At 72.2% G+C, this 20991-nt stretch carries 18 protein-coding genes; 10 read left to right on the top strand and 8 right to left on the bottom strand.

Annotated features, from left to right (window positions below; translation table 11 throughout):
- The first annotated feature begins 58 nt into the window (after window positions 1-58).
- Window positions 59-1411 carry a protein kinase family protein gene (locus AB0310_RS02180; RefSeq protein WP_280569055.1) on the top strand — a complete coding sequence of 451 codons (1353 nt, stop codon included), beginning with the start codon at window positions 59-61 and terminating at the stop codon, window positions 1409-1411.
- On the opposite strand, the gene AB0310_RS02175 is transcribed toward AB0310_RS02180, so the two are convergent.
- The gene (locus AB0310_RS02175; protein ID WP_366236492.1) at window positions 1357-4842 is read right to left on the bottom strand and encodes a UvrD-helicase domain-containing protein; all 3486 of its coding nucleotides are present in this window, start codon (window positions 4840-4842) and stop codon (window positions 1357-1359) included. The two genes, AB0310_RS02180 and AB0310_RS02175, sit on opposite strands and share 55 nt — an antisense overlap.
- Window positions 4839-8048 (bottom strand): ATP-dependent helicase, encoded by a 3210-nt coding sequence (locus AB0310_RS02170; protein ID WP_366236491.1) that lies wholly within the window; start codon window positions 8046-8048, stop codon window positions 4839-4841. Before AB0310_RS02170 ends, AB0310_RS02175 begins: the two co-directional genes overlap by 4 nt.
- 151 nt (window positions 8049-8199) lie before the next feature.
- Between AB0310_RS02170 and AB0310_RS02165 the strand changes: the two genes are divergently transcribed.
- Window positions 8200-8424 (top strand): DUF3107 domain-containing protein, encoded by a 225-nt coding sequence (locus tag AB0310_RS02165; RefSeq protein WP_025102974.1) that lies wholly within the window; start codon window positions 8200-8202, stop codon window positions 8422-8424.
- A gap of 7 nt (window positions 8425-8431) precedes the next feature.
- Window positions 8432-8719 (top strand): hypothetical protein, encoded by a 288-nt coding sequence (locus AB0310_RS02160; protein WP_187663666.1) that lies wholly within the window; start codon window positions 8432-8434, stop codon window positions 8717-8719.
- 1 nt (window position 8720) lies between these two features.
- On the opposite strand, the gene AB0310_RS02155 is transcribed toward AB0310_RS02160, so the two are convergent.
- On the bottom strand, window positions 8721-9434 hold the full coding sequence (locus AB0310_RS02155; RefSeq protein WP_060923156.1) for a ferritin-like fold-containing protein: 714 nt from the start codon (window positions 9432-9434) through the stop codon (window positions 8721-8723).
- A 196-nt stretch (window positions 9435-9630) separates the two neighbouring features.
- On the opposite strand from AB0310_RS02155, the gene AB0310_RS02150 reads away from it, so the two are divergent.
- Window positions 9631-11151 (top strand): DEAD/DEAH box helicase, encoded by a 1521-nt coding sequence (locus tag AB0310_RS02150; RefSeq protein WP_259953118.1) that lies wholly within the window; start codon window positions 9631-9633, stop codon window positions 11149-11151.
- Here AB0310_RS02150 and AB0310_RS02145 read toward each other — a convergent pair.
- Window positions 11138-12067, bottom strand: coding sequence for a DUF817 domain-containing protein (locus tag AB0310_RS02145; protein WP_268777743.1), 930 nt, complete (start codon window positions 12065-12067; stop codon window positions 11138-11140). The genes AB0310_RS02150 and AB0310_RS02145 overlap by 14 nt on opposite strands.
- A gap of 62 nt (window positions 12068-12129) precedes the next feature.
- Window positions 12130-12993 carry a PHP domain-containing protein gene (locus tag AB0310_RS02140; protein WP_366236490.1) on the bottom strand — a complete coding sequence of 288 codons (864 nt, stop codon included), beginning with the start codon at window positions 12991-12993 and terminating at the stop codon, window positions 12130-12132.
- A 115-nt stretch (window positions 12994-13108) separates the two neighbouring features.
- Here AB0310_RS02140 and AB0310_RS02135 point away from each other — a divergent pair, with 115 nt between their 5' ends.
- Window positions 13109-14131 carry an endonuclease/exonuclease/phosphatase family protein gene (locus AB0310_RS02135; RefSeq protein WP_259953114.1) on the top strand — a complete coding sequence of 341 codons (1023 nt, stop codon included), beginning with the start codon at window positions 13109-13111 and terminating at the stop codon, window positions 14129-14131.
- A 36-nt stretch (window positions 14132-14167) separates the two neighbouring features.
- Window positions 14168-15589, top strand: a complete 1422-nt coding sequence (locus AB0310_RS02130; protein WP_366236489.1) for an aminopeptidase P family protein — start codon at window positions 14168-14170, stop codon at window positions 15587-15589.
- 30 nt (window positions 15590-15619) lie between these two features.
- Here the strand turns inward: AB0310_RS02130 and AB0310_RS02125 are convergent, their stop codons facing one another.
- The gene (locus tag AB0310_RS02125) at window positions 15620-16297 is read right to left on the bottom strand and encodes an alpha/beta hydrolase family protein (protein ID WP_366236488.1); all 678 of its coding nucleotides are present in this window, start codon (window positions 16295-16297) and stop codon (window positions 15620-15622) included.
- On the bottom strand, window positions 16294-17010 hold the full coding sequence (locus tag AB0310_RS02120; protein ID WP_366236487.1) for a YflT domain-containing protein: 717 nt from the start codon (window positions 17008-17010) through the stop codon (window positions 16294-16296). Before AB0310_RS02120 ends, AB0310_RS02125 begins: the two co-directional genes overlap by 4 nt.
- Before the next feature lie 87 nt (window positions 17011-17097).
- On the opposite strand from AB0310_RS02120, the gene AB0310_RS02115 reads away from it, so the two are divergent.
- Genes AB0310_RS02115 through AB0310_RS02100 form a run of 4 tightly spaced genes read left to right on the top strand, consistent with a single transcriptional unit; the run spans window position 17098 to window position 20522 of the window.
- Complete coding sequence (locus AB0310_RS02115) at window positions 17098-18366, top strand: magnesium transporter MgtE N-terminal domain-containing protein (RefSeq protein WP_259953103.1); 1269 nt, start codon at window positions 17098-17100, stop codon at window positions 18364-18366.
- The gene (locus AB0310_RS02110) at window positions 18366-18887 is read left to right on the top strand and encodes a DUF1003 domain-containing protein (protein ID WP_366236486.1); all 522 of its coding nucleotides are present in this window, start codon (window positions 18366-18368) and stop codon (window positions 18885-18887) included. Before AB0310_RS02115 ends, AB0310_RS02110 begins: the two co-directional genes overlap by 1 nt.
- Complete coding sequence (locus AB0310_RS02105) at window positions 18884-20005, top strand: Mrp/NBP35 family ATP-binding protein (protein ID WP_315638447.1); 1122 nt, start codon at window positions 18884-18886, stop codon at window positions 20003-20005. The genes AB0310_RS02110 and AB0310_RS02105 overlap by 4 nt, the downstream gene beginning before the upstream one ends.
- Before the next feature lie 22 nt (window positions 20006-20027).
- On the top strand, window positions 20028-20522 hold the full coding sequence (locus AB0310_RS02100) for a YcxB family protein (protein WP_187663658.1): 495 nt from the start codon (window positions 20028-20030) through the stop codon (window positions 20520-20522).
- Between the two features lie 10 nt (window positions 20523-20532).
- On the opposite strand, the gene AB0310_RS02095 is transcribed toward AB0310_RS02100, so the two are convergent.
- A complete protein-coding gene (locus AB0310_RS02095) occupies window positions 20533-20907 on the bottom strand; it encodes a twin-arginine translocase TatA/TatE family subunit (protein WP_268777749.1) in 375 nt (124 codons plus the stop codon).
- Between the last annotated feature and the right edge of the window lie 84 nt (window positions 20908-20991).

Here is a 20991-nt window from a genome sequence, read left to right as displayed (position 1 = left end):
CCTCTCTCACGGGCGTGGCGGAGGCGGGACCGCCCCTGAGCCGACCTACCCTGGGGGCATGGGACGCTCTCCATTCACTCTAGCCGCGGCGGTGACGGCCGCACTTCCCGGCGCGGAGGTTACGGGCACCCGGGCGCTCACCGCGAACGGCGACGGGCGCTTCGACTCCGCCGTCGCCTCCCTCGCCGACGGCCGGGAGCTCGCGATCCGCGTGGCGGACGATGATGACGCCGCGCGCGAGCTGGCGGCCGAAGCCCTCGCGCTCCGCGCCCTCACCGACGGCGCGCGCGCCATGCTCCCGTTCCGCGCTCCCGGATACATCGGCGAGACGAGGGTGGGCGAGGGCCGAGCGCTCGTGACCGAACTGCTCCCCGGCTTCCAGATCGAGGCGTCGATGGTTCCCGCCGGACGCGGCGCCGCGGAGTCCATGGGGGCCGCGATCGCCGCCGTGCACGCGCTGCCGACGTCGGTCGTCCGCGGTGCCGGACTCGTGATGCGCAGTGCGGAGGAGAGCCGCGCCGAGCTGGAGCGGCTCGTCGACACCGCCGCAGCCACGGGACGCGTCCCCGCCCGCCTCACGGTGCGGTGGCGGGAGGCCGTCGCCGACGACGACCTCTGGCGCTTCGAGTCGACGGTCGTGCTCGGCGGCGCGCAGGCCACGTCGTTCCTCTTCGACGATCATCCCGAGCGCGGCCCCGAGGTCACCGGCGTGATCGGCTGGCACGGTCTCGCGGTCGGCGATCCGGCGCTCGACCTGTCCTGGCTGTCGGCCGCGCCCGACGCCGCGGCCGACGTGCACGGCGCGTACGCCCGTGCGATGGATCGAACTCCCGACGCCGGTCTCGAGATCCGTGCGCGGCTGCTCGCCGAGCTGGAGTTCGCCCGCTGGCTCGTCCACGGGGACGCGCTGCGGCGCGAGGACATCGTGGAGGACGCGGCCGCGCTGCTGGAGGCTCTCGCCGACGGCCTGCGCCACGACGATCTCGGCGTGCCCGGTGATCGCCGCTCGGACGTGGACTCGGCGATGGACGCGCTCGACCGCGTGCCGGTGGCGGCCGCTCCCGAGGTGGACACCTCGATGCAGACCGATGCCTACAACCCGGAAGAGCTCTGGGCGGCGGAGGCGGACGACGTGGATCTCGACGCCGCGCGCACCGGGTCGTCGGTGGCGGGGGCGGGCGAGCCCGCGGGCGCGCCGTCGCAGCCCGACGCGGAACATCGTGCCGCCGTGGCGAGCATCGAGACCGAGGACCTCTCCGGCGTCGCGCACGCGTTCGCCGAGACGCGCGGAAGCGGACGGGTCGAGACTTCCTTCCCCTCCTCCCCCTCGGCGGACGACGACGATTCCGAAGAGGCTCAGCGCGCGGCGCGGGCGGCGCTCCAGCGCTGGAAGAGCTCCTCCTCGGAGTAGACGCGGTCCCCGCGGATGACGAGGTCGTCGGCCACGTAGTACAGCGCCACGTCGATCTCCTCGAGCGGGACGCCGAAACGCCGGTGGTACGCGAGCCGGTAGAGGGCCAGCTGCAGCATGCGCTCCTCGCGCTCCTGCGGTGTGCGTGGCGCCCGCCCGGTCTTCCAGTCGACGATCTCGATCCGTCCGCCGCGGTCGGCGCGTCGGTACACCGCGTCGAGCTTGCAGATGACGATGTGGGCTTCCGTCGCGTCGGGGCGCACTCCGGGGAGGCCGGCTCCCAGCGCGAAGTCGATCTCGATCTCCACGGCGAGCGGCTGCAACGGCCCCCACTCGCTCCGCTCGAAGGTCTCCTGCAGTGCGGCGAGGTCGGCGGCGTCCGCAGCGGCACCGGATGCCGGAGCACCCGGTGCACCGTCGTCCTCGGGCTCGTCCTCGTCGACCTCCCAGAGCGCCTCGTCCACCCGGGTTCCGACACCGACGAGCTCGGAGCGCTGCTCGACCCACGCGTGGAACAGGGTCCCCAGACGGGTCTGGCGGTACGGGCGCTCGGGCATCGGGCGCACGAGCGAGGACAGGGTCCCGGTGTAGTCCGTGACGTAGTCCTTGAACCGGGAGGCGGGCACTCGCGTGGGTGCCTCCGCGTCCGTCCCGCGCTGGCGGGCGGCGCGCTCGTCGAGGAGCCGGCGCAACTCCTCGGTCGGCTCGAGGGTGTCGCCCTGGAGGGCCTCCTCGACGACCGCCGCCGCGGCGCTCACCACGGGGCGCCGTCCGCCGAGCGGGTCGAGCGGCCAGTGCAGCGTGGCGCCGGGACCGTCGTACGGGTTCTCGTCCGGGTCGACCGGAGGGATCGCGTCGAGCCCGAGGACGTCGATGGCCTCCAGGAGGTACGGACTCGGCGTGCGCGGCGCCTTCTGACCCGCCCAGTGGGCGCCGCTCAGCAGCAGGTCGCTCTTGGCGCGGGTGATCGCCACGTAGGCGAGGCGACGCTCCTCCTGGCGCTGATACTCCCGGTAGGCGTCCTTGAAGCGCTTGAGCGCGCCACCGTGGGGGTTCGCTTTCGTCGCCCCGCCCGACAGCGACGCCTGCGCGAGCTTCTGCCGCTTGCCGGGGTCGGCCTCGCCCTCCATCGCCTCCTCCGGGTCCCAGACGAAACGCGGGAGCGCGTCGCGGTCTCCGCGCAGCGCGAACGGCACGACGCCGAACCCGAACCATCCCGAGGTGTCGGACACCCGCCCAGGCAGCTCGTCGACGACGAGGCGCACGACCGCGACGGCGTCCCACTCCAGGCCCTTCGACCCGTGGATCGTGAGCAGTTGCACGACCCCGGGCTCCGGGGGCTCCGGTCGGGGCATGAGTTCGTCGGTGCTCTCCGCCTTGTCGAGCCAGGCCAGCAGGCTGCCGATCGTGCCGCGCTCGTCGGCGGCGAGGAACGCGCGCACCTCGTCGGCGAACGCCCGCAGCTGGGTGGCTGCGACCCGCGCGGGTCCCCGGGTCTCGTTGGCGGCGAGCTCGATATCCAATCGCAGCTCCAGCTCGATGAGCCGGATGAGTTCCGGGATCGGCTGGGACGACGCGCGACGCAGGCGCTCCAGCATCTCCCCCGCGGCGCGGATCCGTGAGCGGCCCTCCGGGGTGATGCCCTCCAGCAGGCGATAGTCGTCGCGGACCGCGCGCACGATGTCGACCGCGTCCACGATGGAGACGGCCTCGTCGGCACCGCGGGAGGAGCGCAGCCGCGCCCGCACCTCTTCCGGCAGGGGCATGAGGGCGGTGTCGCGCTCCGCGAGCGCGCGTCCCAGCTCGTACAGCGCCGCCATATCCGCCACCCCGACGCCGAAGCGCGGGCCCGTCAGGAGCCGGATCAGCGCCGAACCGGCCGTCGGGTCGTGCACCACCCGCAGGGTCGAGACCACGTCGACGACCTCGGGCGTGGCGAGCAGGCCCCCGAGTCCGAGGATGCGGTGCGGGATGCCTCGCGCGGCGAGCGCGCCGGCGAAGGTCTGCATGTGGCGTTTGGACCGGAACAGGATGGCGCCGGTGTGCGGGGAGGTCGAGGCCTCCTCGTGGGCGGCGCGACGTTCGGCGAACCAGGCCGCGACCTCGGCGGCCTCGTCGTCGACGGTGAACGGGTAGCGCACGGCGACCGTGCCCTCCCCCGCGCCCGGCCGCGGCTCCAGCGGCGGCACGTCGAGTCCGGGGCGCTGCAGAGGCTCCAACACCCGGTTGGCGACGTCGAGGATCCGGCGGTCGTTGCGCCAGCTCGTCATGAGGCTGTAGGTGCGCACATCCCCCGTGCTCGAGAAGGATCGGGGGAATGCGTAAAGGTTGTCGGCGCTGGCTCCGCGCCACCCGTAGATCGACTGGTGCGGATCGCCGACGGCCATCACGGCCGTGTCGCGGAACAGCTCCGCGAGGAAGCGCGTCTGGATCACGGAGGTGTCCTGGTACTCGTCGAGGAGGACGACCCGGTGCTGCTCCCGGAGCTCGGCGCGGACGTCCGGCGCGGACTCGACGATGTCGTACGCTCCGGACACCTGGTCGGCGAAGTCGAGCACGCCGCGCCGGTCCTTCTCGGCGATGTAGTCGCGCACGAGGCTGGTCAGAGTCGGGAGGGTGCGCAGGTTGACCGCCGCCTTCTCGACATCGGCATGGGAGCGGTAGGGCTCGAACGCCGCGGCCTGTGCTGCCGCGAGACGCTCGGCCTCGGCGAGGTCGACGCGATGGTCGAGCGCCGCGCCGGCGAGCCGCTGCACGGCGTCGATGACTGTTCCGAGGGCGTAGTCGACCTCCTCCAGCTCCGGCAGATCGCTGCGGAGCACGACCTCCCGCGCCAGCATCCAGGACGCCGCCTGGCTGAGCATCGCCACATCGGGATCCCGGCCGATGCGTGCGGCGTGCTCACGCACGATGCCGTCGGCGAAGGCGTTGTAGGTCGAGACGCGGGGACGGATGAGGAGGTCGTCGGCGGTGCGGAGCGCCCCGGGCTCCCCGGCCGTGCCGTAGTGCTGGGCGAGCTCGTCGAGGACATGGCTGCGCACGAGTTCGCGCTGCCGCCCCGGCGCGGCCTCCGCCACTCGACGCAGTGCCCCTCCGGCGACGATCTCCGGGAGATGCGGGAGCAGGCCCCGCCGACCGTATTCGTCGACGACGGCGAGACGGGCGCCGATGCGCTCCGCGAGCTCCCCCGCCGCCTTGCGGGTGAACGTGAGACCGAGGACCTCGTCCCGGCGGACGAGCCCGTTCGCGACGAGCCAGACCACGCGGGCCGACATGGTCTCCGTCTTGCCGCTGCCCGCCCCAGCGACGACCAGTGCCGGCTCCAGCGGCGCCTCGATCACCTGCTGCTGCGCGGGCGTCGGAGTCGGCAGTCCGAGCGCGGCGGCGATGTCGGTCGCCGAGAGCACGGCGTCCGGGGCTCCTGCGGTCATGCGCTCACCGCCGGCACGGTGTGGATGCGGCAGGGATGGACCCGGCGCTGCGTGTCGGCGCAGTGCGCCTCGACCTGTGCGGTGAAGCTCGCCGCCGACATGCCGCGGGCGACCTCGGCGACCCGGTGCAGGAACTGCGACCGGGCCTCGGCGTCCAAGGCGTGCTGGTGCGCGACGCGGTAGTCGCTCTTCGCCAGGGTCTTCGAGACGATCACCAGACGCGCGCCCCCGAGCGAACCGGGCGCGGCACCGGGCACGAGCCCCTCCTGCACAGCGATCTGATAGGCCGCGAGCTGGGCATGGTCGACGACGCCCCCGTCCGCCTCCGGATCGGTCTTCCCGGTCTTGAGGTCGACGACCACCGTGGTCCCCTCCGGCCCACCGGCCATCGACTGCCAGCCGCGGCCGCGCGCCGGTCCGTGTTCGCCCGCGCCGGGCGGATACGCCTCGACCCGGTCGATGTAGCCGTGCACGATGGCGCGGTGACCGCGGTCCTCCCCCACCGGGTAGACGCTCGGCTCGGCGGTCTCGCCGGACACGTCGACGGCGAACCGGAACTCCACCTCGCTGCCGAGGACGCGCCCGCCGTCCCTCGTCACCTCACCGAGGTAGCTGTGCAGCCGGTCGACGAACAGGTCGGCGCGACGACGCTCCTTGCGCCCGATCCAGGCCGTCTCGAAGTCGAGCTCCGGCCAATGCTCCTCGACGATCTCCCGCATGCGCGCGAGGTCGCCGTCCGGCACGCGCTCCATCGCCTCGTGGACGATCGTGCCGATGCCCGCCGTCGGCGGCATGACGGTGTCGCCGCCGAGAGCCGAGACGACCCAGTTGAGCCCGCATTCCTCGTACGACTCCACCGCCGAGGGCGACACCCGGGCTCCGCTCGCAGCGAGATCGCGCAGCGGCGCCGCCGTCGAGGGCGCCGTGACGCCGTACCAGTCGTGCGGATGCGCTCCCGGCACGCCCTCCCGGGCGAGGATGGCGAGTTGGGCGGCCGCCTCGCGCCTCGCGGGTTCGGCGTGTGTCGTGGTGAGCACCCGACGGTGCCGCGCGACCAGCCCGCGCAGCGTGAGCGGGTGCTCCGCGGAGGCATGACGCTCCGGCGGCTCCGGAGGGGGAAGGAATCCGAAGAAGGCGCTGGGTGACAGGTCGTCATCGTCCACCGCGGTGATGAGGAGGCGATGGCGCGCCCGCGAGAGTGCCCGCACGAACAGCCGCAACTCGTCATGGAGCGCCGCCCGACGCCGGTCGAGCACGCCCGGGACCTCCGCCGGGAGGCCGGAGCGCGCCGCGGTCAGCGCGTCGGCGAGCCGCCAGGTCTGGAGCAGCCCGCCACGCAGCCGTACGTTGGGCCAGACGCCGTCCTGCACACCGGCGACGACCACCGCGTCGAACTCCGTGCCGAGCGCGGTGGCCGGCGTGAGAAGGGTGACCGTCCCCGGCCGGTCCGGGGACGACAGCGTGTCCTCCGGCACCTCGCTGTCGAGGATGTCGCGCACGAAGACCTCGGGGCGCTCGTCGGGTGTGCGCTCGACGAAGCGCTTGGCCGCGTCGAACAGAGCCACGAGAGCATCCAGGGATCGCGCCGTCTCGGCTCCGGTCGGCAGCAGCGAGATCTCCCGCCACGCGACCTGCAGCCGCCGCCCGTCGACGGCCCTGGCCTGCTCCCAGATGCGCCACAGGAGGTCGTGGATCGTCTCCCCCTCCGCCGCCGCACGAGCGACGCCGGCGACCGTCTCGGCGAAGCGCTCGGCGGTCCGCGACTCCGGTGCATCGATGAGCGTGAGGGTGGCCGGCGCCGACATCGCCGCGCGCAGCAGCTCGCGCGCGGGAGTCGACCCGCCCTGACCGAGTTCGAGGTGGCGGAGCCGCGCGCGCAGCCGACGGAGCGCGATCGCGTCCATTCCGCCGAACGGCGTCCGCAGCGCCTCCTCCCAGGCCTGCACGGTGCGGTCCTCGTCCGGAGTCAGCGCGAGCCGCACGATGCCGACGATGTCGCGCACGATCCCCTCGCTCCCGAGCGGGCGCTGCACCCCGGCGGCCCTCGTCGGGATCTCGCGCGCGGCCAGCTCGGTCTCCAAGGCTGTGACCTGACGGGTGTCGTGGGCGATGACCGCCATCCGCTCCCACGGGATGCCGGCGCTCAGGTGCCAGTCGCGCATGACTCCCGCGATGCGGTCGAACTCCTCGTAGGGCGACGGCGCGAGGAAGGTCGAGACCTCCGCGCTGTCGTCCCCCGCGGTGGGCGCCGGGGCGCGCCGATGCTCGACGCGTCCCGAGACGCCGATCGCCTGCGTCACCGTGCGCGTCAACGCGGTCAGCAGCGGGCGCTGACGGTGGGCGCCGTCGAGCACGTGCACGGTGGTGAGCGCGCCGGCGAGTTGCGCGAACAGCTCGGGGCTGGCTCCGCGGAAGGCACCGGAGGAGATGTCCGGGTCGCCGAATGCGTGGACCGCGATGCCCCGGTCGAGGAGCGCCTGCACCACGCCGATGCCTCCGCGCGTCAGCTCCTGGGCGTCGTCGATGAGCACCACCCGCAGGGGCGACAGCGGCCCGAGGGTCGCGCTGTCAGCCGTGCGGAGGATCCCCGCTGCCTCGCTGAGCAGATCGGCGGCGTCGCGGTGCGCGGCCCGTAGGGCATCGAGCACCGCGCGGTACTCCTCCACGAAGTCGGCCGCCGCCGTCCACACCGCATCGCCGTTGGCGCGCAGTTCGGCCGGGCTCGCCCCCAGCTCCGTGCACTCCGCGAGGAAGGCGCGGAGTTCGGAGCGGAAGCCCTTCGAGGCGCGGACGGGCTCGCTGAGCGCCGGAGGCCAGGCGATGCGGGCGTCCTCGGCATCGCCGGCGAGCAGTTCGGCGATGATGCGGTCCTGATCGGCGCCGGTGAGCAGAGCCGGCGGCTCCGCGCCCTCCCTCACCATCGCGCCGCGGACGAGCTGGAACGCGAACGACCCGAGCGACCGGGCCAGCGGTCCCGGCGTCGCCTGGCCGATGCGCACGCCGATCCGGTCGCGCAGCGCGGTGGCCGCCTGTCGGCTCGGCGTGAGCGCCAGCACCTCTTCCGGCCGCAGCCCTTCGACTTCGAGGAGCTGCACCACACGGTCGACGAGCGTGCGCGTCTTACCGGTGCCGGGGGCACCGATCACGACGCCCGACGCGGTCGGCGGCGCCGTGATCACGGCTCGCTGCGCGGCATCCGACATCATCCCTCCACGCTATCGGGAGGCGCGGACATCGGCGTCGAGGGCGAACCTCCTCGCGGGTTGTGCGCTCAGGGCGAAACGACCGACGCCGCCGGTCTCCCCCGCTCGGTGCGCGATAGAGTTGGCCGAGTCCGACGACCTGCAAGGAGCACCCGTGGAAATCCGCATCGGCATCATCAACACCGGCCGCGAGCTGAGCTTCGACACCGCTGCCACGGCGGACGAGGTCCGCACCCAGGTCTCCGCCGCGCTCGAGCAGAGCGCCTCGCACCTGAGCTTCGCCGACGTGAAGGGCAACTCCTACATCGTGCCGACCGCGAACCTCGCCTACATCGAGCTGGGCACCGAGGAGTCGCGTCGCGTGGGCTTCGTCGCCTGACCCGCGCATGTACATCCTCCTCGCCCTCGTCGGCGCCTGCGTGCTCGGCATCGCCGCGCACTTCCTGATCGGCGGTCGCGAACGGCGCGGCGTCGCACTCGCCCCGGCGATCGCGACGGCCGTCTCGGCGATCGTCTACACGGCTCTGCAGTGGTCCGGCGTGGGCGAGGACAGCGTCTGGCTGTGGCTGGCGAGCACCCTCGGAGCCGCCGCGGTCGCGGCGCTCGCCGCCGCGGCTCTCACCGCAGCGCGTCGACGCGGCGACGAGCAGCGGAGAGCCGCGCTCGGGATCTGAGCTAGGACGCGAGGCCCATCGCGTCCATGCGCCGGGCGTGCGCCCCCATCAGCTCGGTGTACACCGGCTCGATGCGAGCTTCCTCCACGGCGAGGAGTTCGGGACGCAGAGCCGCGCGACAGACGAGGATCGTGTCGCCCACGAGACGCCGCGCCCACATGGACAGCAGCGAGCGCCACTCCTCGTCGCTCTCGATCGTCTCCTGGATGATCGCGACGATCTCGTGGCGCGCGTCGTCCTCGCGCAGGATCTCCGCGACCCGCCGCCCCGTCTCGCCGTAGCTCGAAGCGAGCGCGAGATAGAAGTCGTCGAGCATGCCCGCCGTGATGTAGACCGCGAGCAGGGTCTCGCGCGGGCGCGCCCCGATGGTCTTGCGCCGGAACGCGTCCAGGTGCTCGCGGAACGGGAGCATGAGCTGCGTCGGGTCCTGACCGCGCGCCGCGATGATGTCGACGATGCCGCGGTGCTTGGTGAGCGCCGCACCGGCGGCCCGGGACAGCGACTCCTTCTCGGCCAGCTCGGGAGTCGCGCGGATGAGCCGCGTCAGCGTCTCGAAGTAGCCGAGCTGGAGGTAGGCCGCCTGGCCGAGGAATCGGTCGAGCTCCGGCGCCAGCTCCGCGAAGTCGACACGCGTCGCATCGCTCTGCTCGCCGCGGCTGCGCAGCGCCAGGGTGCGTCGCGGCGCGGCGTCGCGCTGCCAGAACCACTTAACCACGAGGTGTTCCTCCCGAGTCGGCCACGTCGTTCACAATACTCGGCAGAAGACGTCCTCCCTGCCCGGAGCCGCCCCTCCGGTAGGCTGGGCGTGTCCCCGCCGTCGGAGCGGGGCCCCGCGCCTGTGGCACACGAGACGGCGTGGCTCCGTTTACGAGGCGATCGCGCATGGTCGCCGGACAGGCATCTGAACAACAGTGACAACTTTCGCCGAACTCGGCATCGATCAGGACATCGTCGACGCACTGGCCGCGAAGGGCATCGTCGATGCCTTCCCGATCCAGGAGCAGACCATCCCCCTCGGGCTCCCGGGGCAGGACATCATCGGACAGGCGAAGACCGGTACCGGCAAGACCTTCGGCTTCGGCATCCCGGTCGTGCAGCGCCTCGGGAAGGATCCGGAGCACGGGGTCAAGGCCCTCATCGTCGTCCCGACCCGCGAGCTCGCGGTGCAGGTCTACGAGGACATCGATCTGCTCACGAGCAACCGCTCCACCAGCGTCGTCGCCATCTACGGCGGCAAGGCGTACGAAGGGCAGATCGACCAGCTCAAGGCCGGAGCGCAGATCGTCGTCGGCACGCCGGGGCGTCTCATCGACCTCGCCGGCCAGCGCCTCCTCGACCTCTCGAACGCGACCGAGGTCGTGCTCGACGAGGCCGACAAGATGCTCGACCTCGGCTTCCTCGCCGACATCGAGAAGATCTTCCAGAAGGTCCCCGCGGTGCGGCACACGCAGCTGTTCTCCGCGACCATGCCCGGTCCGATCGTCGCGCTGGCACGGCGGTTCATGACCAACCCGATCCACATCCGCGCCAACGACCCGGACGAGGGCCTGACGCAGGCGAACATCAAGCACCTCGTCTACCGCGCCCACTCGCTGGACAAGGACGAGGTCATCGCTCGCATCCTGCAGGCCGAGGGCCGGGGGAAGACGGTCATCTTCACGCGCACGAAGCGCGCAGCGCAGCGTCTGGTGGACGAGCTGAGCGACCGCGGCTTCAACGTGGGCGGCGTCCACGGTGACATGGGACAGGACCAGCGTGAGCGCTCCATGGCCGCGTTCAAGGCCGGCAAGAAGGACGTCCTCGTGGCGACGGACGTGGCGGCCCGCGGTATCGACGTCGACGACGTCACCCACGTCATCAACCACACCATCCCCGACGAGGAGAAGACCTACCTCCACCGCGCGGGACGCACGGGCCGCGCGGGCAAGACCGGGATCGCGGTGACGTTCGTGGACTGGGAGGACCTGCACAAGTGGGCCCTCATCAACCGCGCGCTCGAGTTCGGTCAGCCCGAGCCGGTCGAGACCTACTCGTCGAGCCCGCACCTGTACACCGACCTCGACATCCCCGAGGGGACGAAGGGGCGGCTCGTGAGCGCGCCGAAGAAGGAAGCGGTCAAGACGGAGCGCACCCGTCGTCCGGAGCGCGCCGCGGACGCCGCCGAAGAGGGCACCGGAGAGGGCGGCACGCGCCGCCGTCGCCGCCGCCGCACCGGCTCGTCGTCTGTCGGCTCCACGTTCGCGGAGGGCACGCCCGAAGGGTCGTCCGGCGAGGGTTCCGCCGCGCAGACCGCCGACCGCGGCGCCGAGGGTGCCGGCACCCACGACGGCGCCGGCAAGGAGCACCACGACGGCAAGCCCGCCCCCGCCCGCCGTCGCCGCCGTCGTCGCGGCGGCTCCGGCACCGGGGCGGCACCCGTCACCGGCGCCTGATCCGCGTCATCGTCGTCCGAGGGGCGCCCGCACGGTCTGCCGTGGGGCGCCCTTCGTCGTGCAGGAGGTCGGCCGGAACCTGCGGCGGGTAGACCCAGGCGACGAGCACCACCGAGATGATCATCAGCAGGAACCAGGAGCTGAGCTTGCTCAGGGACACGGGCTGCCACCCCGCCGCCTGGTCGGGATACGCCCACGCGCCTGCCCACGTGCCGATGTTCTCGGCCAGGTAGATGAACACCGCCACCCCGGCGAAGACCGCAAGGAGCGGCAGCCGGATGGTGCGGCGCCATACGCGGGCGTGCATGACGGTGGGCAGCCACAGCACCACCACCCCGGCGAGGAGCAGCCACCTGGCATCCCACCACCAGTGGTGGGTGAAGAAGTTGACGTAGATGGCGGCGGCCAGGACGGCCGTCAACCACCGGCGCGGGTAGCGGGTGAACCCGAGGTCGAACAGCCGGTACACGCGCACCATGTAGGAGCCGACCGCCGCGTACATGAACCCGCTGAACAGCGGGACTCCCCCGATGCGGAGGATGCCGTCCGCGGCATACGCCCAGGAACCGACGTCGGTCTTGAACAGCTCCATCGCCGTGCCGGTGATGTGGAAGAGCACGATCACCCAGAGCTCCCGCCCGCTCTCGAGGCGGAACACGAGCATGGCCACCTGGATGAGCACGGCCGCGATCGTCAGCGCATCGTTGCGGGCGAGCGCGGCGTCGTCGGGGTACCAGAGGCGGGCGGCGACGATCACCACCAGCAGCGCCGCACCGAACACGCAGGCCCAGGCCTGCTTCAGCACGAAGACGAGGAACTCGGCCAGCCCGGCGCGGAAGCCCGATGTCGGCACCGCACGGAGGAGTCGGCGAGCGATCGCGTCGACGCGGCGCTCCAGGGAGGTGGCACGTTGCATGCCTCGGACCGTATCGGTCCGCCTCGACAGAATGCCGGGAGACCGCCGACAGTCCGCCGGGGTCAGGGACGCCGCGTGCCGGAGCCGGAGGCGCGATCGATGATCCGGGCGACCATGTCCGCCGCGGTGGTGTTCTCCCCCGGCACGTTCGGTTTTCCGGTGCCGTGGTAATCGCTGGACCCGGTGACGATGAGGTCGTGCCGGGCTGCCAGTTCGCGCAGCAGCCGCTTGCCGGCGGCGGTGTTCTCCCGGTGGTCCACCTCGAATCCGGCCAGCCCCGCGTCGATCAGACGCTCGATGTACGGCACCGGCATCATCCGATCACGGCCCGCCGTCACAGGGTGCGCGATGATCGCCACGCCGCCCGCCTCGGTGAGAAGCCTCACGGCGGTCAGCGGGTCCGGGGCGTAGTGCGGCTCGTAGTAGCCCTCCCGCGGATGGAGGATGCCGTCGAAGGCCTCGCCCCGATCCCGAACGATGCCGCGCGCCACCAGCGCGTCCGCGATGTGGGGCCGACCGACCGTCGCGTCGAGCGTCGTCTGGGCGAGGACGTCATCCCAGTGCAGGTCGTAATCGCGGCCGATGTTGCGGACGATGCGCTCCGCTCGTCCGATCCGGTCGTTCCGGATCCGGTCGGTCTCCGCCCGCAGCGCCGCATCCTCCGGATCGAAGAGATAGCCGAGCACGTGCACGCTGCGCCACTCGTGTTTGGCTGACAGCTCCATCCCGGGGAGGAAGGTCATGCCGAGCGCGACGGCGGCGTCGCCGGCCTCCGTCCAGCCCGTGGTGCGGTCGTGGTCCGTGAGCGCGGCGGTCCGTACGCCGTGCCGATGCGCCTGCCTCATGACCTCGGCGGGCGACTCGGTGCCGTCGGAGTGGTTGGAGTGCAGGTGCAGGTCGGCAGGACCGGCGGGTGGAACGGGCATCCTCCGAGCGTACCGAGCGTCGACGCGCGTGGCGCGGAAACCGGACCCGTATCGCGTGGACGGACCGGCGATGCGAGGCAGGGACTTCACAGGCGGCGCTTCTAGGCTGGAGGGGATGTTTCGTCTCCTGGGGATCCTGCTCACCGTGCTCTTCGCGATCGCGTCGGCGATCGTGGTGTGGCCGCAGTTCTTCCACCTCGAGCAGACCTACCCGTTCGCTCAGCTCGTCGCCGCCCGCGGCCTCGTGCTCGGCGGGTTCCTGGTCATCGCGGTGCTGGCGCTGCTGCTCCTCCTCGCCCGACCGCTGCGCGGGTTCGCGGCCTCGGTCCTGATCGTCGCCCTCCTCGGTGCTGCGGCGACGGGTGCGATCGGAGCGACCCGCGGCTTCGGGGTGGCGGCCCTGCCTGAGCGGACGGACACGAGTCTGCGGGTGCTCACCTGGAACACGGCGGGTGAGGCCGTCTCCGCCGAGCAGATCGCCCAGGAGATCCTCGAGCAGGAGGCCGACGTGGTGGCGCTGCCGGAGACCACCGAAGAGGTCGGCGAGCGGATCGCGCTCATGCTGCGCGAGCAGGGCCATCCGATGTGGGTGCACCATGTGCAGTTCCGCCCGGACGTGGAGGACGGCCCGCAGTCGTGGCAGACCACGGTCCTGGTGGCTCCCGAGCTCGGCGAGTACTCCGTGATCGAGTCCTCCAAGGACGGAAGCAACAACACCGGATCCGTGCCGAGCGCCGTGCTCATGCCGATCGACGGGGACGGCCCCACGATCGTCGCCGTGCACGCCGTCGCGCCGCGCATGGAGGAGATGCAGCAATGGCAGAGCGATCTGCAGTGGATCGCCGACCAGTGCCCTGCGGGTGACTTCATCCTCGCCGGAGACTTCAACGCGACCGTGGATCACATGGCCTCCCTCGGCGTCGACGGCGGCGACATCGGCTACTGCCGGGACGTCGCCTCCCGGACCGGCAACGGGATGTCCGGCACCTGGCCGAGCTCGTTCCCCGCCCTCGCCGGTGCCCCCATCGATCACGTGATGGCGTCCGCCAACTGGCGCCCCACCGGCTCTGCCGTCCTCGAGGATGCCGGCGGGAGCGACCACCGCGCCCTCATCGTGCAGCTCGAGCCGGCCGGCTGATCACGCTGCGCGGCCTCCAGGTGAGAGACTGGACGGATGAGCACCGGAGAAAACGACACGATCGCTGACGAGACCGTCGAAACCCCCGTCGAGAACAGCTCGACCAATCGCAAGCAGCCCTTCCCGCAGGGCTTCCTCGACACCATCTCCACCGGGTGGGCCGAGCGTCCGGAGACGCTGCCCGCGCCGCGCGCCCAGGCTCCGTACGCCGAGCGCCGCCGCGCTGCCGTCTCGGCCGCGTTCCCCGGCAAGCGGCTCGTGATCCCCGCCGGTTCGCTCAAGCAGCGCAGCAACGACACCGACTACGTCTTCCGTGCGCACTCCGCCTTCGCGCACCTCACCGGCTGGGCGTCCGACGCCGAACCGGACTCGGTGCTCGTCTTCGAGCCGACCGACGACGGGCACGACGTCACGCTGTACTTCCGCGAGCGCGCCGACCGCACCACGACGGAGTTCTACGCCGACGCCACGGTCGGCGAGTTCTGGATCGGGCCGCGTCCGTCGCTCGCCGGTGTCGCCGCCGACCTGCAGCTGGCCACGGCGCACCTGCACGAGTTCGCCCCGGTCGAGGGCGAGCTGGTCCTCGAGGAGGACGAGACCCTCACCCGTGTCGTCTCGGAGCTGCGCCTCATCAAGGACGACTTCGAGATCGCCGAGATGCGTCGGGCCGTGGAGATCACGGCGCAGGGCTTCGACGACATCATCCGCGAGCTCCCCGCCGCGGTGGCACATGCCCGTGGCGAGCGCGTCGTCGAGGGCGTCTTCCACCGCCGCGCCCGCGAGGACGGCAACGGCGAAGGCTATGACACGATCGCCGCGTCCGGACCGCACGCCTGCTACCTGCACTGGACGCGCAACGACGGCGCCGTCGTGCCAGGAGACCTCATCCTCGTCGATGCGGGTGTGGAGGCCGACAGCCTCTATACCGCCGACATCACCCGCACGCTCCCGGTGTCCGGAACGTTCACCGAGGTGCAGCGCCGGGTCTACGAGACGGTGCGCGAGGCCGCGGACGCGGCTCTCGCGGCGGCGAAGGTCGGCGTCCGCTTCCGCGACGTGCACGCGGCGGCCATGGCCGTGATCGCTGAGCGCACCGCGGAGTGGGGCCTCCTCCCCGTCACCGCGGAGGAAGCCCTGGACGCGGACAAGGGCGGCCAGCACCGTCGCTACATGGTGCACGGCACGTCGCACCACCTCGGCATCGACGTGCACGACTGCGCGCAGGCGCGCCGCGAGATGTACTACGACGGCATCCTCACGCCCGGCATGGTCTTCACGATCGAGCCGGGACTGTACTTCCAGATCGACGACCTCACGGTTCCCGCCGAGCTGCGCGGGATCGGCGTCCGGATCGAGGACGACATCCTTATGACCGAGGACGGCCCGGTCAATCTCTCCGCGGGCATCCCCCGCACGGCCGACGAGGTCGAGGCGTGGATCGCGCGTCTGCAGGGCTGACGACGGGCGGGAGCGGGGCGGCGGCCCCGCTCAGTCCCGCTGCCCGGTGACGAAGGCGTCGACCACCGGTGCGAGGTCCGCAGCGACCTCCGCCGGCGGACGCCTCCGCCCCTTCACCTCGAAGGAGTGCCCGCCGCCCTCGACCCAGTGCACCCGCGCGTCCTGACAGCCGGCGACGGCCTCGTCGAGTTGGGCGATCGGCTGGATGAACGGGTCCGCGGTGCCCTCCACGAAGAGCTGCGGGACGGTGATCGATGGCAGGTGGGCGATGCGGGGCTTATCCGGGCGGCCCGGCGGATGCAGCGGATAGCCGAGGTAGACGAGGCCGTCCACGGCAAGGCCCTCGGCGACGGCCATGGACGCCATGCGGCCGCCGTAGGACTTCCCGGTGGCCCACACGGCGGATCGTGGCGCCCGCGCGCGGGCCTCGGCGACCGCGGCCTCCCAGGCCGCGACCGCGTGGGCGGCAGGACCGGGCATGCGACGCCCCTGCTCGATGTACGGGAAGTTGAAGCGCAGAGTCGAGTACCCGAGCGCCGCGAGTGCGCGGTCGAACCCGACGAGGAACGGATGGTCCTTCGCGGCCCCCGCCCCGTGCGCGATCAGGACGACGTCGTCACGGGTACCCGGCGTCCACTCGGCGGACACCGTGATCGCCCCGGCGGGCAGAGCGACCTCGATGCGCAGGGCGGTGGCCCCCGTGGTCACCGCACGGACCCGGGGGTGCCCGTCTCCGGGTCCGCCGGCCGCGGCGGAAGACCCGGCTCGGGAGCCGGTGCCGGCTCCGGAGACGGTGCCGGCTCCGGATCGGGGGCAGGCTCGGGAGCCGGTGCCGGGTCGGGAGCGGGAGCGGGCTCCGGAGCAGGCTCAGGAGCGGGAGCCGGAGCGCCCTGCGGGATCCGCTCGCCGTACTTCGGCGGCTCGTCCAGGTTCACCGGAGGACGCACGGGGGCGACCCGCTGCGCGCCGAGGACCTGCCGCGCCTTCGCCAGCGAGCCGGGCTGCACGGTCACCTCGTAGTGATCCGCGGCGAACTGCGTCACGCTCGCGAAGTCCCGGCGGCGGCGCACGATGGCGTAGGTGATGAGGCTCAGCAGCATGCCCACCGCGACGCCGATGAGAACGAAGCCGACGAACAGCTGGATCGGCACCTCGGGGTTGCCCAGGACGAGGATCGCCGACAGGAAGAGTCCGATGAGCACCCCGTTGATCGCTCCCGAGCGCGCGGCGGCGGCGTAGCCGAGCCGCCCGGTCACCCGCTCGACCGTCCGCACGCTCTGCCCGACGATCGCGATGTCTCGCGCGGGTACCTCTCCGGCGATCAGCTTCGACACCGCCTTCTGCGCGCTCTCGTAGTCGCGCATGGAGGCGACGATCTCACCGGTGTCCGTGCCGCTCGCGGGGCGATTCAGCATGCTCATCCGGCTATTCTTCCACGTCGTGCCCCGCGGCCGGCCGAGCGACCGCCGCAGCCGCCGCCCCGGCACGCCGCGGGCTACGCTGGTCGAGTGAGCACACAACGGGTTTTCGCCGCGCGCCTGGCAGGGTGCGCCGTCTTCGATCCCGTCGGCGACCGCCTCGGCAAGGTCCGGGATGTCGTCGTCGTGTATCGAAGTACCGCGGCCCCGCGTGTCATCGGGCTGGTCGTGGAGATCCCCGGCCGCCGGCACGTGTTCCTCTCGATCGGCCGGGTGACGTCCATCCGGTCCGGGCAGGTCATCACCACCGGCCTCATCAACGTCCGCCGCTTCTCCCCGCGCGCCGGCGAGGTGCGCGTCCTCGCCGAGATGCTGGGCCGACGGGTGAGCCTCACCGACGGCAGCGGCACGGCCGTGATCGAGGACGTGGCGATCGAACCCAACCGCCTCGGCGAGTGGGCGATCAGCCAGCTCTTCCTGCGTCGCCCGAAGACCGGCGCGTCGCCGTTCGCCAAGGGCCCGACGACGTTCGCCGCCTGGAGCGAGGTGACCGAGGAACAGGCGCCGGGCGAGTCCCAGTCCGCCGAGCAGCTCGTCGCCTCCTACTCCGAGCTGCATGCCGCCGACCTCGCCAACACGCTCCTCGACCTCCCGCAGCAACGGATGATCGAGGTGGCGGAGGAGCTCTCCGACGACCGCCTCGCCGACGCCCTCGAGGAGATGCCCGAGGACGAGCAGGTGCACATCCTCGACCGCCTCGGCGAGGAGCGCGCGGCCGACATCCTCGACCAGATGGAGCCGGACGACGCCGCCGACCTCCTGGCCCAGCTCCCACCCACCCAGCTGGAGGAGCTGCTCCAGCGGATGGAGCCGGAGAGGGCGGAGGACGTGCGGATGCTCCTGCGCTACGGCCCGGACACGGCGGGCGGTCTGATGACCCCGGAGCCGATCATCCTCTCCGCCGATGCCACGGTCGCCGAGGCGCTGGCGCTCATCCGCCGTCACGAGCTGCATCCGGCCCTCGCCGCGGCCGTGTTCGTCACGCTCCCGCCGTTCGAGACCCCCACCGGCCGGCTGCTCGGGCTCGTGCACTTCCAGCGGATGCTGCGCTACCCGCCGCACGAGCGTCTCGGCGCCATCCTCGACGACAGCCTCGAGCCGGTGCCGGTCACCGCCTCCGCGGCCGAGGTCGCCCGCATGCTCGCCAGCTACGACCTCGTCTCGCTGCCGGTCATCGACGCCGCGCACCGCCTCGTCGGCGCGATCAGCATCGACGACGTCCTCGACTACCTGCTGCCGGACGACTGGCGCACCCACGACAGCGACGACGTGGCGCCGCCCGTGACGGAGGCGCACTGATGGCGCGCAAGGAGCGGGCCGCCCGCCTCGACGCGCCAGGACGGACGAGCACCCGCCCCCGTTCCACCTCGCGCGACCGCTTCGGCCGCTTCACGGAGTGGGTCGCCCGCGCGATGGGAACTCCCGCGTTCCTCGTCATCCTCAGTCTCTTCTGCATCGTCTGGATCGGCTGGAACACGCTGATGCCGCGCGAGGTCCGCTTCGACGACGCCGCGCTCGGCTTCACCGCGCTCACCCTCATGCTGTCGCTGCAGGCGTCGTACGCCGCGCCGCTCATCCTCCTCGCGCAGAACCGCCAGGACGACCGCGACCGCGTGCAGATCGAGCAGGACCGGCAGCGCGCCGAGCGGAACCTCGCGGACACCGAGTACCTGGCCCGCGAGATCGTCGCGCTGCGGATGTCGCTGGAGGAGCGCAACGCGCAGGTGGTCACCCGCGACGTACTGCGGCAGGAGCTCCGTGCCCTGCTGGCTGAGCTGGGCGACACCGAGGAGAAGTCCGCGGGCGGCACCGCCTCATGACCGCGGCCGAGAACGTCAGAGCCGCAGTGGCGGCGGTGACCGACCCGGAGCTGCGGCGACCGATCGGCGACCTCGACATGGTGCGCGACATCTCGGTCGAGGACGGGGTGGCGCGTGTGGGCATCGTGCTGACGATCGTCGGATGCCCCGCCGCCGACCGCATCGAGCGCGACGTGCGCGGCGCCGCCGCCGCGGTCCCCGGCATCACGGACGTCGCGGTCGAGGTGGGTGTGATGACGCCTGCCGAGCGCAAGGCGCTCACCGAACGGCTCCGCGCCGGCCGCCCGGCGCGGCACATGCCGTTCGGGCCCGACTCGCTCACCCGCGTGATCCTCGTCTCCAGCGGGAAGGGCGGCGTCGGCAAGTCGACGGTCACCGCGAACCTCGCGGTCGCCCTCGCCGACCAGGGCCTCGCCGTCGGCCTGGTGGATGCGGACGTGCACGGCTTCTCGATCCCCGGACTGCTCGGGATCCCCTCCGGCACGCAGCCGACGCGCATCGACGACCTCATGCTGCCGCCGGTGGCCCACGGGGTGAAGACCATCTCGATCGGGATGTTCCTGCGCGACGGGGAGTCCGTGGTGGCCTGGCGCGGACCGATGCTGCACCGCACGGTCTCGCAGTTCCTCACCGACGTCTTCTTCGGCGACCTCGACGTCCTGCTCATCGACATGCCGCCCGGCACCGGGGACATCGCCATCTCGATCGGGCAGCTCCTCCCCCACGCCGAGGTGCTCGTGGTCACCACACCCCAGGCGGCGGCCTCCGACGTGGCCATCCGCAGCGGGCTCGTGGCACGCCAGACCGGGCAGCGCGTGATCGGCGTGGTCGAGAACATGGCCGCGTACACCCTCCCCGACGGCACCGTCGTCGATCTCTTCGGGGCCGGCGGCGGCGCATCTGTCGCGGAGGCCCTGTCCGTGCCCGACGCTGCGGTGCCGCTGCTGGCCTCCATCCCGCTCAGCCCGGCCCTCCGCCAGGGCGGGGACGAGGGCGTTCCGGTCGTCACCTCCGCGCCGGACGATGCCGCCGCGGGGGCGATCCGCGCGCTGGCGGAGGCGCTCGCGCGTCGAGGGCGAGGCCTGGCCGGCCGAACGCTGCCCATGTCGATCGGGTGAGGGCGCGTGGGAGGATGGACGGATGCCGCATCGCTCCGTGACCGTGGATGAAGGGCTTCTGCGGAGGATGGCCAGAGACGCGGCCGTCTACGCGCTGACCAGGCCTGTCGCGATCGTGATGTGGGTCGCGCTGGCGGCGGGCCTCGTGCTCTCCGTCCTCACCCTCAACGACCGTCTCGCCGCCGGAGAGGAGGTGAGCGCGCTCGTCGCCTGGATGCCCGCGGTGACCATCGCTCTGGGAGCGTATGCGGTGATCCTCACCACCTCGAGCGCCCGTCGGGCCGTGCGCGCCGCGATGCCGGTGGAGAGCGTGGTGTGGGTCGCGCTCGACGAGGATCGTCTGCAGCTGGGCAGCGATCGCCGCCGTTCCGAGATCCCCTACCGCACGTTCCAGAGCCTGCGTGTCGGCCGGGACGCGGTGATCTTCAAAGTCCGCGACGCCTCCGTCGCCACCGCCATTCCGCGTTCCCTCTTCAGCGACGAGGAGTTGGCGACGCTGCGGACGCGGATCTCGTGACCCGGGCGGCTCAGGTCGCCTCGGTGTCGAACGGCGGACGGTTCTCCGCGCTGAAGGTCGGCGGCGCGGTGCGCGGGGCCACCGGCTCCGCGATCGTCGCCGTGGCCTGCGCGGGGGTCGCGGGCTCCGGCTCCTCCAGGAGCGCGTCGCGGATGATGCGCCGAGGGTCGTACTGCCGCGGGTCGAGCTTGCGCCAGTCCACGTCGTCGAGCTCCGGACCCATCTCCTCGCGCACGCGGGACTTCGTATCGCGGAGGTATTCACCGGCCTTGCGCACGATGCGCGCGAAGCCCTCCGCGGCACGCGGCAGACGCTCGGGGCCGATGATCAGCACGGCGATCAGGCCGATGAGCAGCAGCTTCTCGAAGGTGAGGCCGAACGTCATGTGACCAGGCTACCGCCGCGCCTGCAGGCTCTGCGCGCGGTGAGCGAATACCCTGGACACATCAGCCATGCACGCAGGAGAGGC

The sequence above is a fragment of the Microbacterium meiriae genome, from assembly GCF_040702565.1.
Classification (GTDB): Bacteria; Actinomycetota; Actinomycetes; order Actinomycetales; family Microbacteriaceae; genus Microbacterium; species Microbacterium meiriae.
This window is presented reverse-complemented; position numbering and strand designations above follow the sequence as displayed.

Bases quoted from the DNA above. Each gene is read 5' to 3' on its own strand.
- AB0310_RS02120 (WP_366236487.1), bottom strand. From the start codon at position 17,010: ATGAGCATGCTGAATCGCCCCGCGAGCGGCACGGACACCGGTGAGATC.
- AB0310_RS02130 (WP_366236489.1), top strand. From the start codon at position 14,168: ATGAGCACCGGAGAAAACGACACGATCGCTGACGAGACCGTCGAAACC.
- AB0310_RS02175 (WP_366236492.1), bottom strand. From the start codon at position 4,842: ATGACCGCAGGAGCCCCGGACGCCGTGCTCTCGGCGACCGACATCGCC.
- AB0310_RS02180 (WP_280569055.1), top strand. From the start codon at position 59: ATGGGACGCTCTCCATTCACTCTAGCCGCGGCGGTGACGGCCGCACTT.
- AB0310_RS02170 (WP_366236491.1), bottom strand. From the start codon at position 8,048: ATGATGTCGGATGCCGCGCAGCGAGCCGTGATCACGGCGCCGCCGACC.
- AB0310_RS02135 (WP_259953114.1), top strand. From the start codon at position 13,109: ATGTTTCGTCTCCTGGGGATCCTGCTCACCGTGCTCTTCGCGATCGCG.
- AB0310_RS02105 (WP_315638447.1), top strand. From the start codon at position 18,884: ATGACCGCGGCCGAGAACGTCAGAGCCGCAGTGGCGGCGGTGACCGAC.
- AB0310_RS02160 (WP_187663666.1), top strand. From the start codon at position 8,432: ATGTACATCCTCCTCGCCCTCGTCGGCGCCTGCGTGCTCGGCATCGCC.
- AB0310_RS02110 (WP_366236486.1), top strand. From the start codon at position 18,366: ATGGCGCGCAAGGAGCGGGCCGCCCGCCTCGACGCGCCAGGACGGACG.
- AB0310_RS02100 (WP_187663658.1), top strand. From the start codon at position 20,028: ATGCCGCATCGCTCCGTGACCGTGGATGAAGGGCTTCTGCGGAGGATG.
- AB0310_RS02145 (WP_268777743.1), bottom strand. From the start codon at position 12,067: ATGCAACGTGCCACCTCCCTGGAGCGCCGCGTCGACGCGATCGCTCGC.
- AB0310_RS02095 (WP_268777749.1), bottom strand. From the start codon at position 20,907: ATGACGTTCGGCCTCACCTTCGAGAAGCTGCTGCTCATCGGCCTGATC.
- AB0310_RS02140 (WP_366236490.1), bottom strand. From the start codon at position 12,993: ATGCCCGTTCCACCCGCCGGTCCTGCCGACCTGCACCTGCACTCCAAC.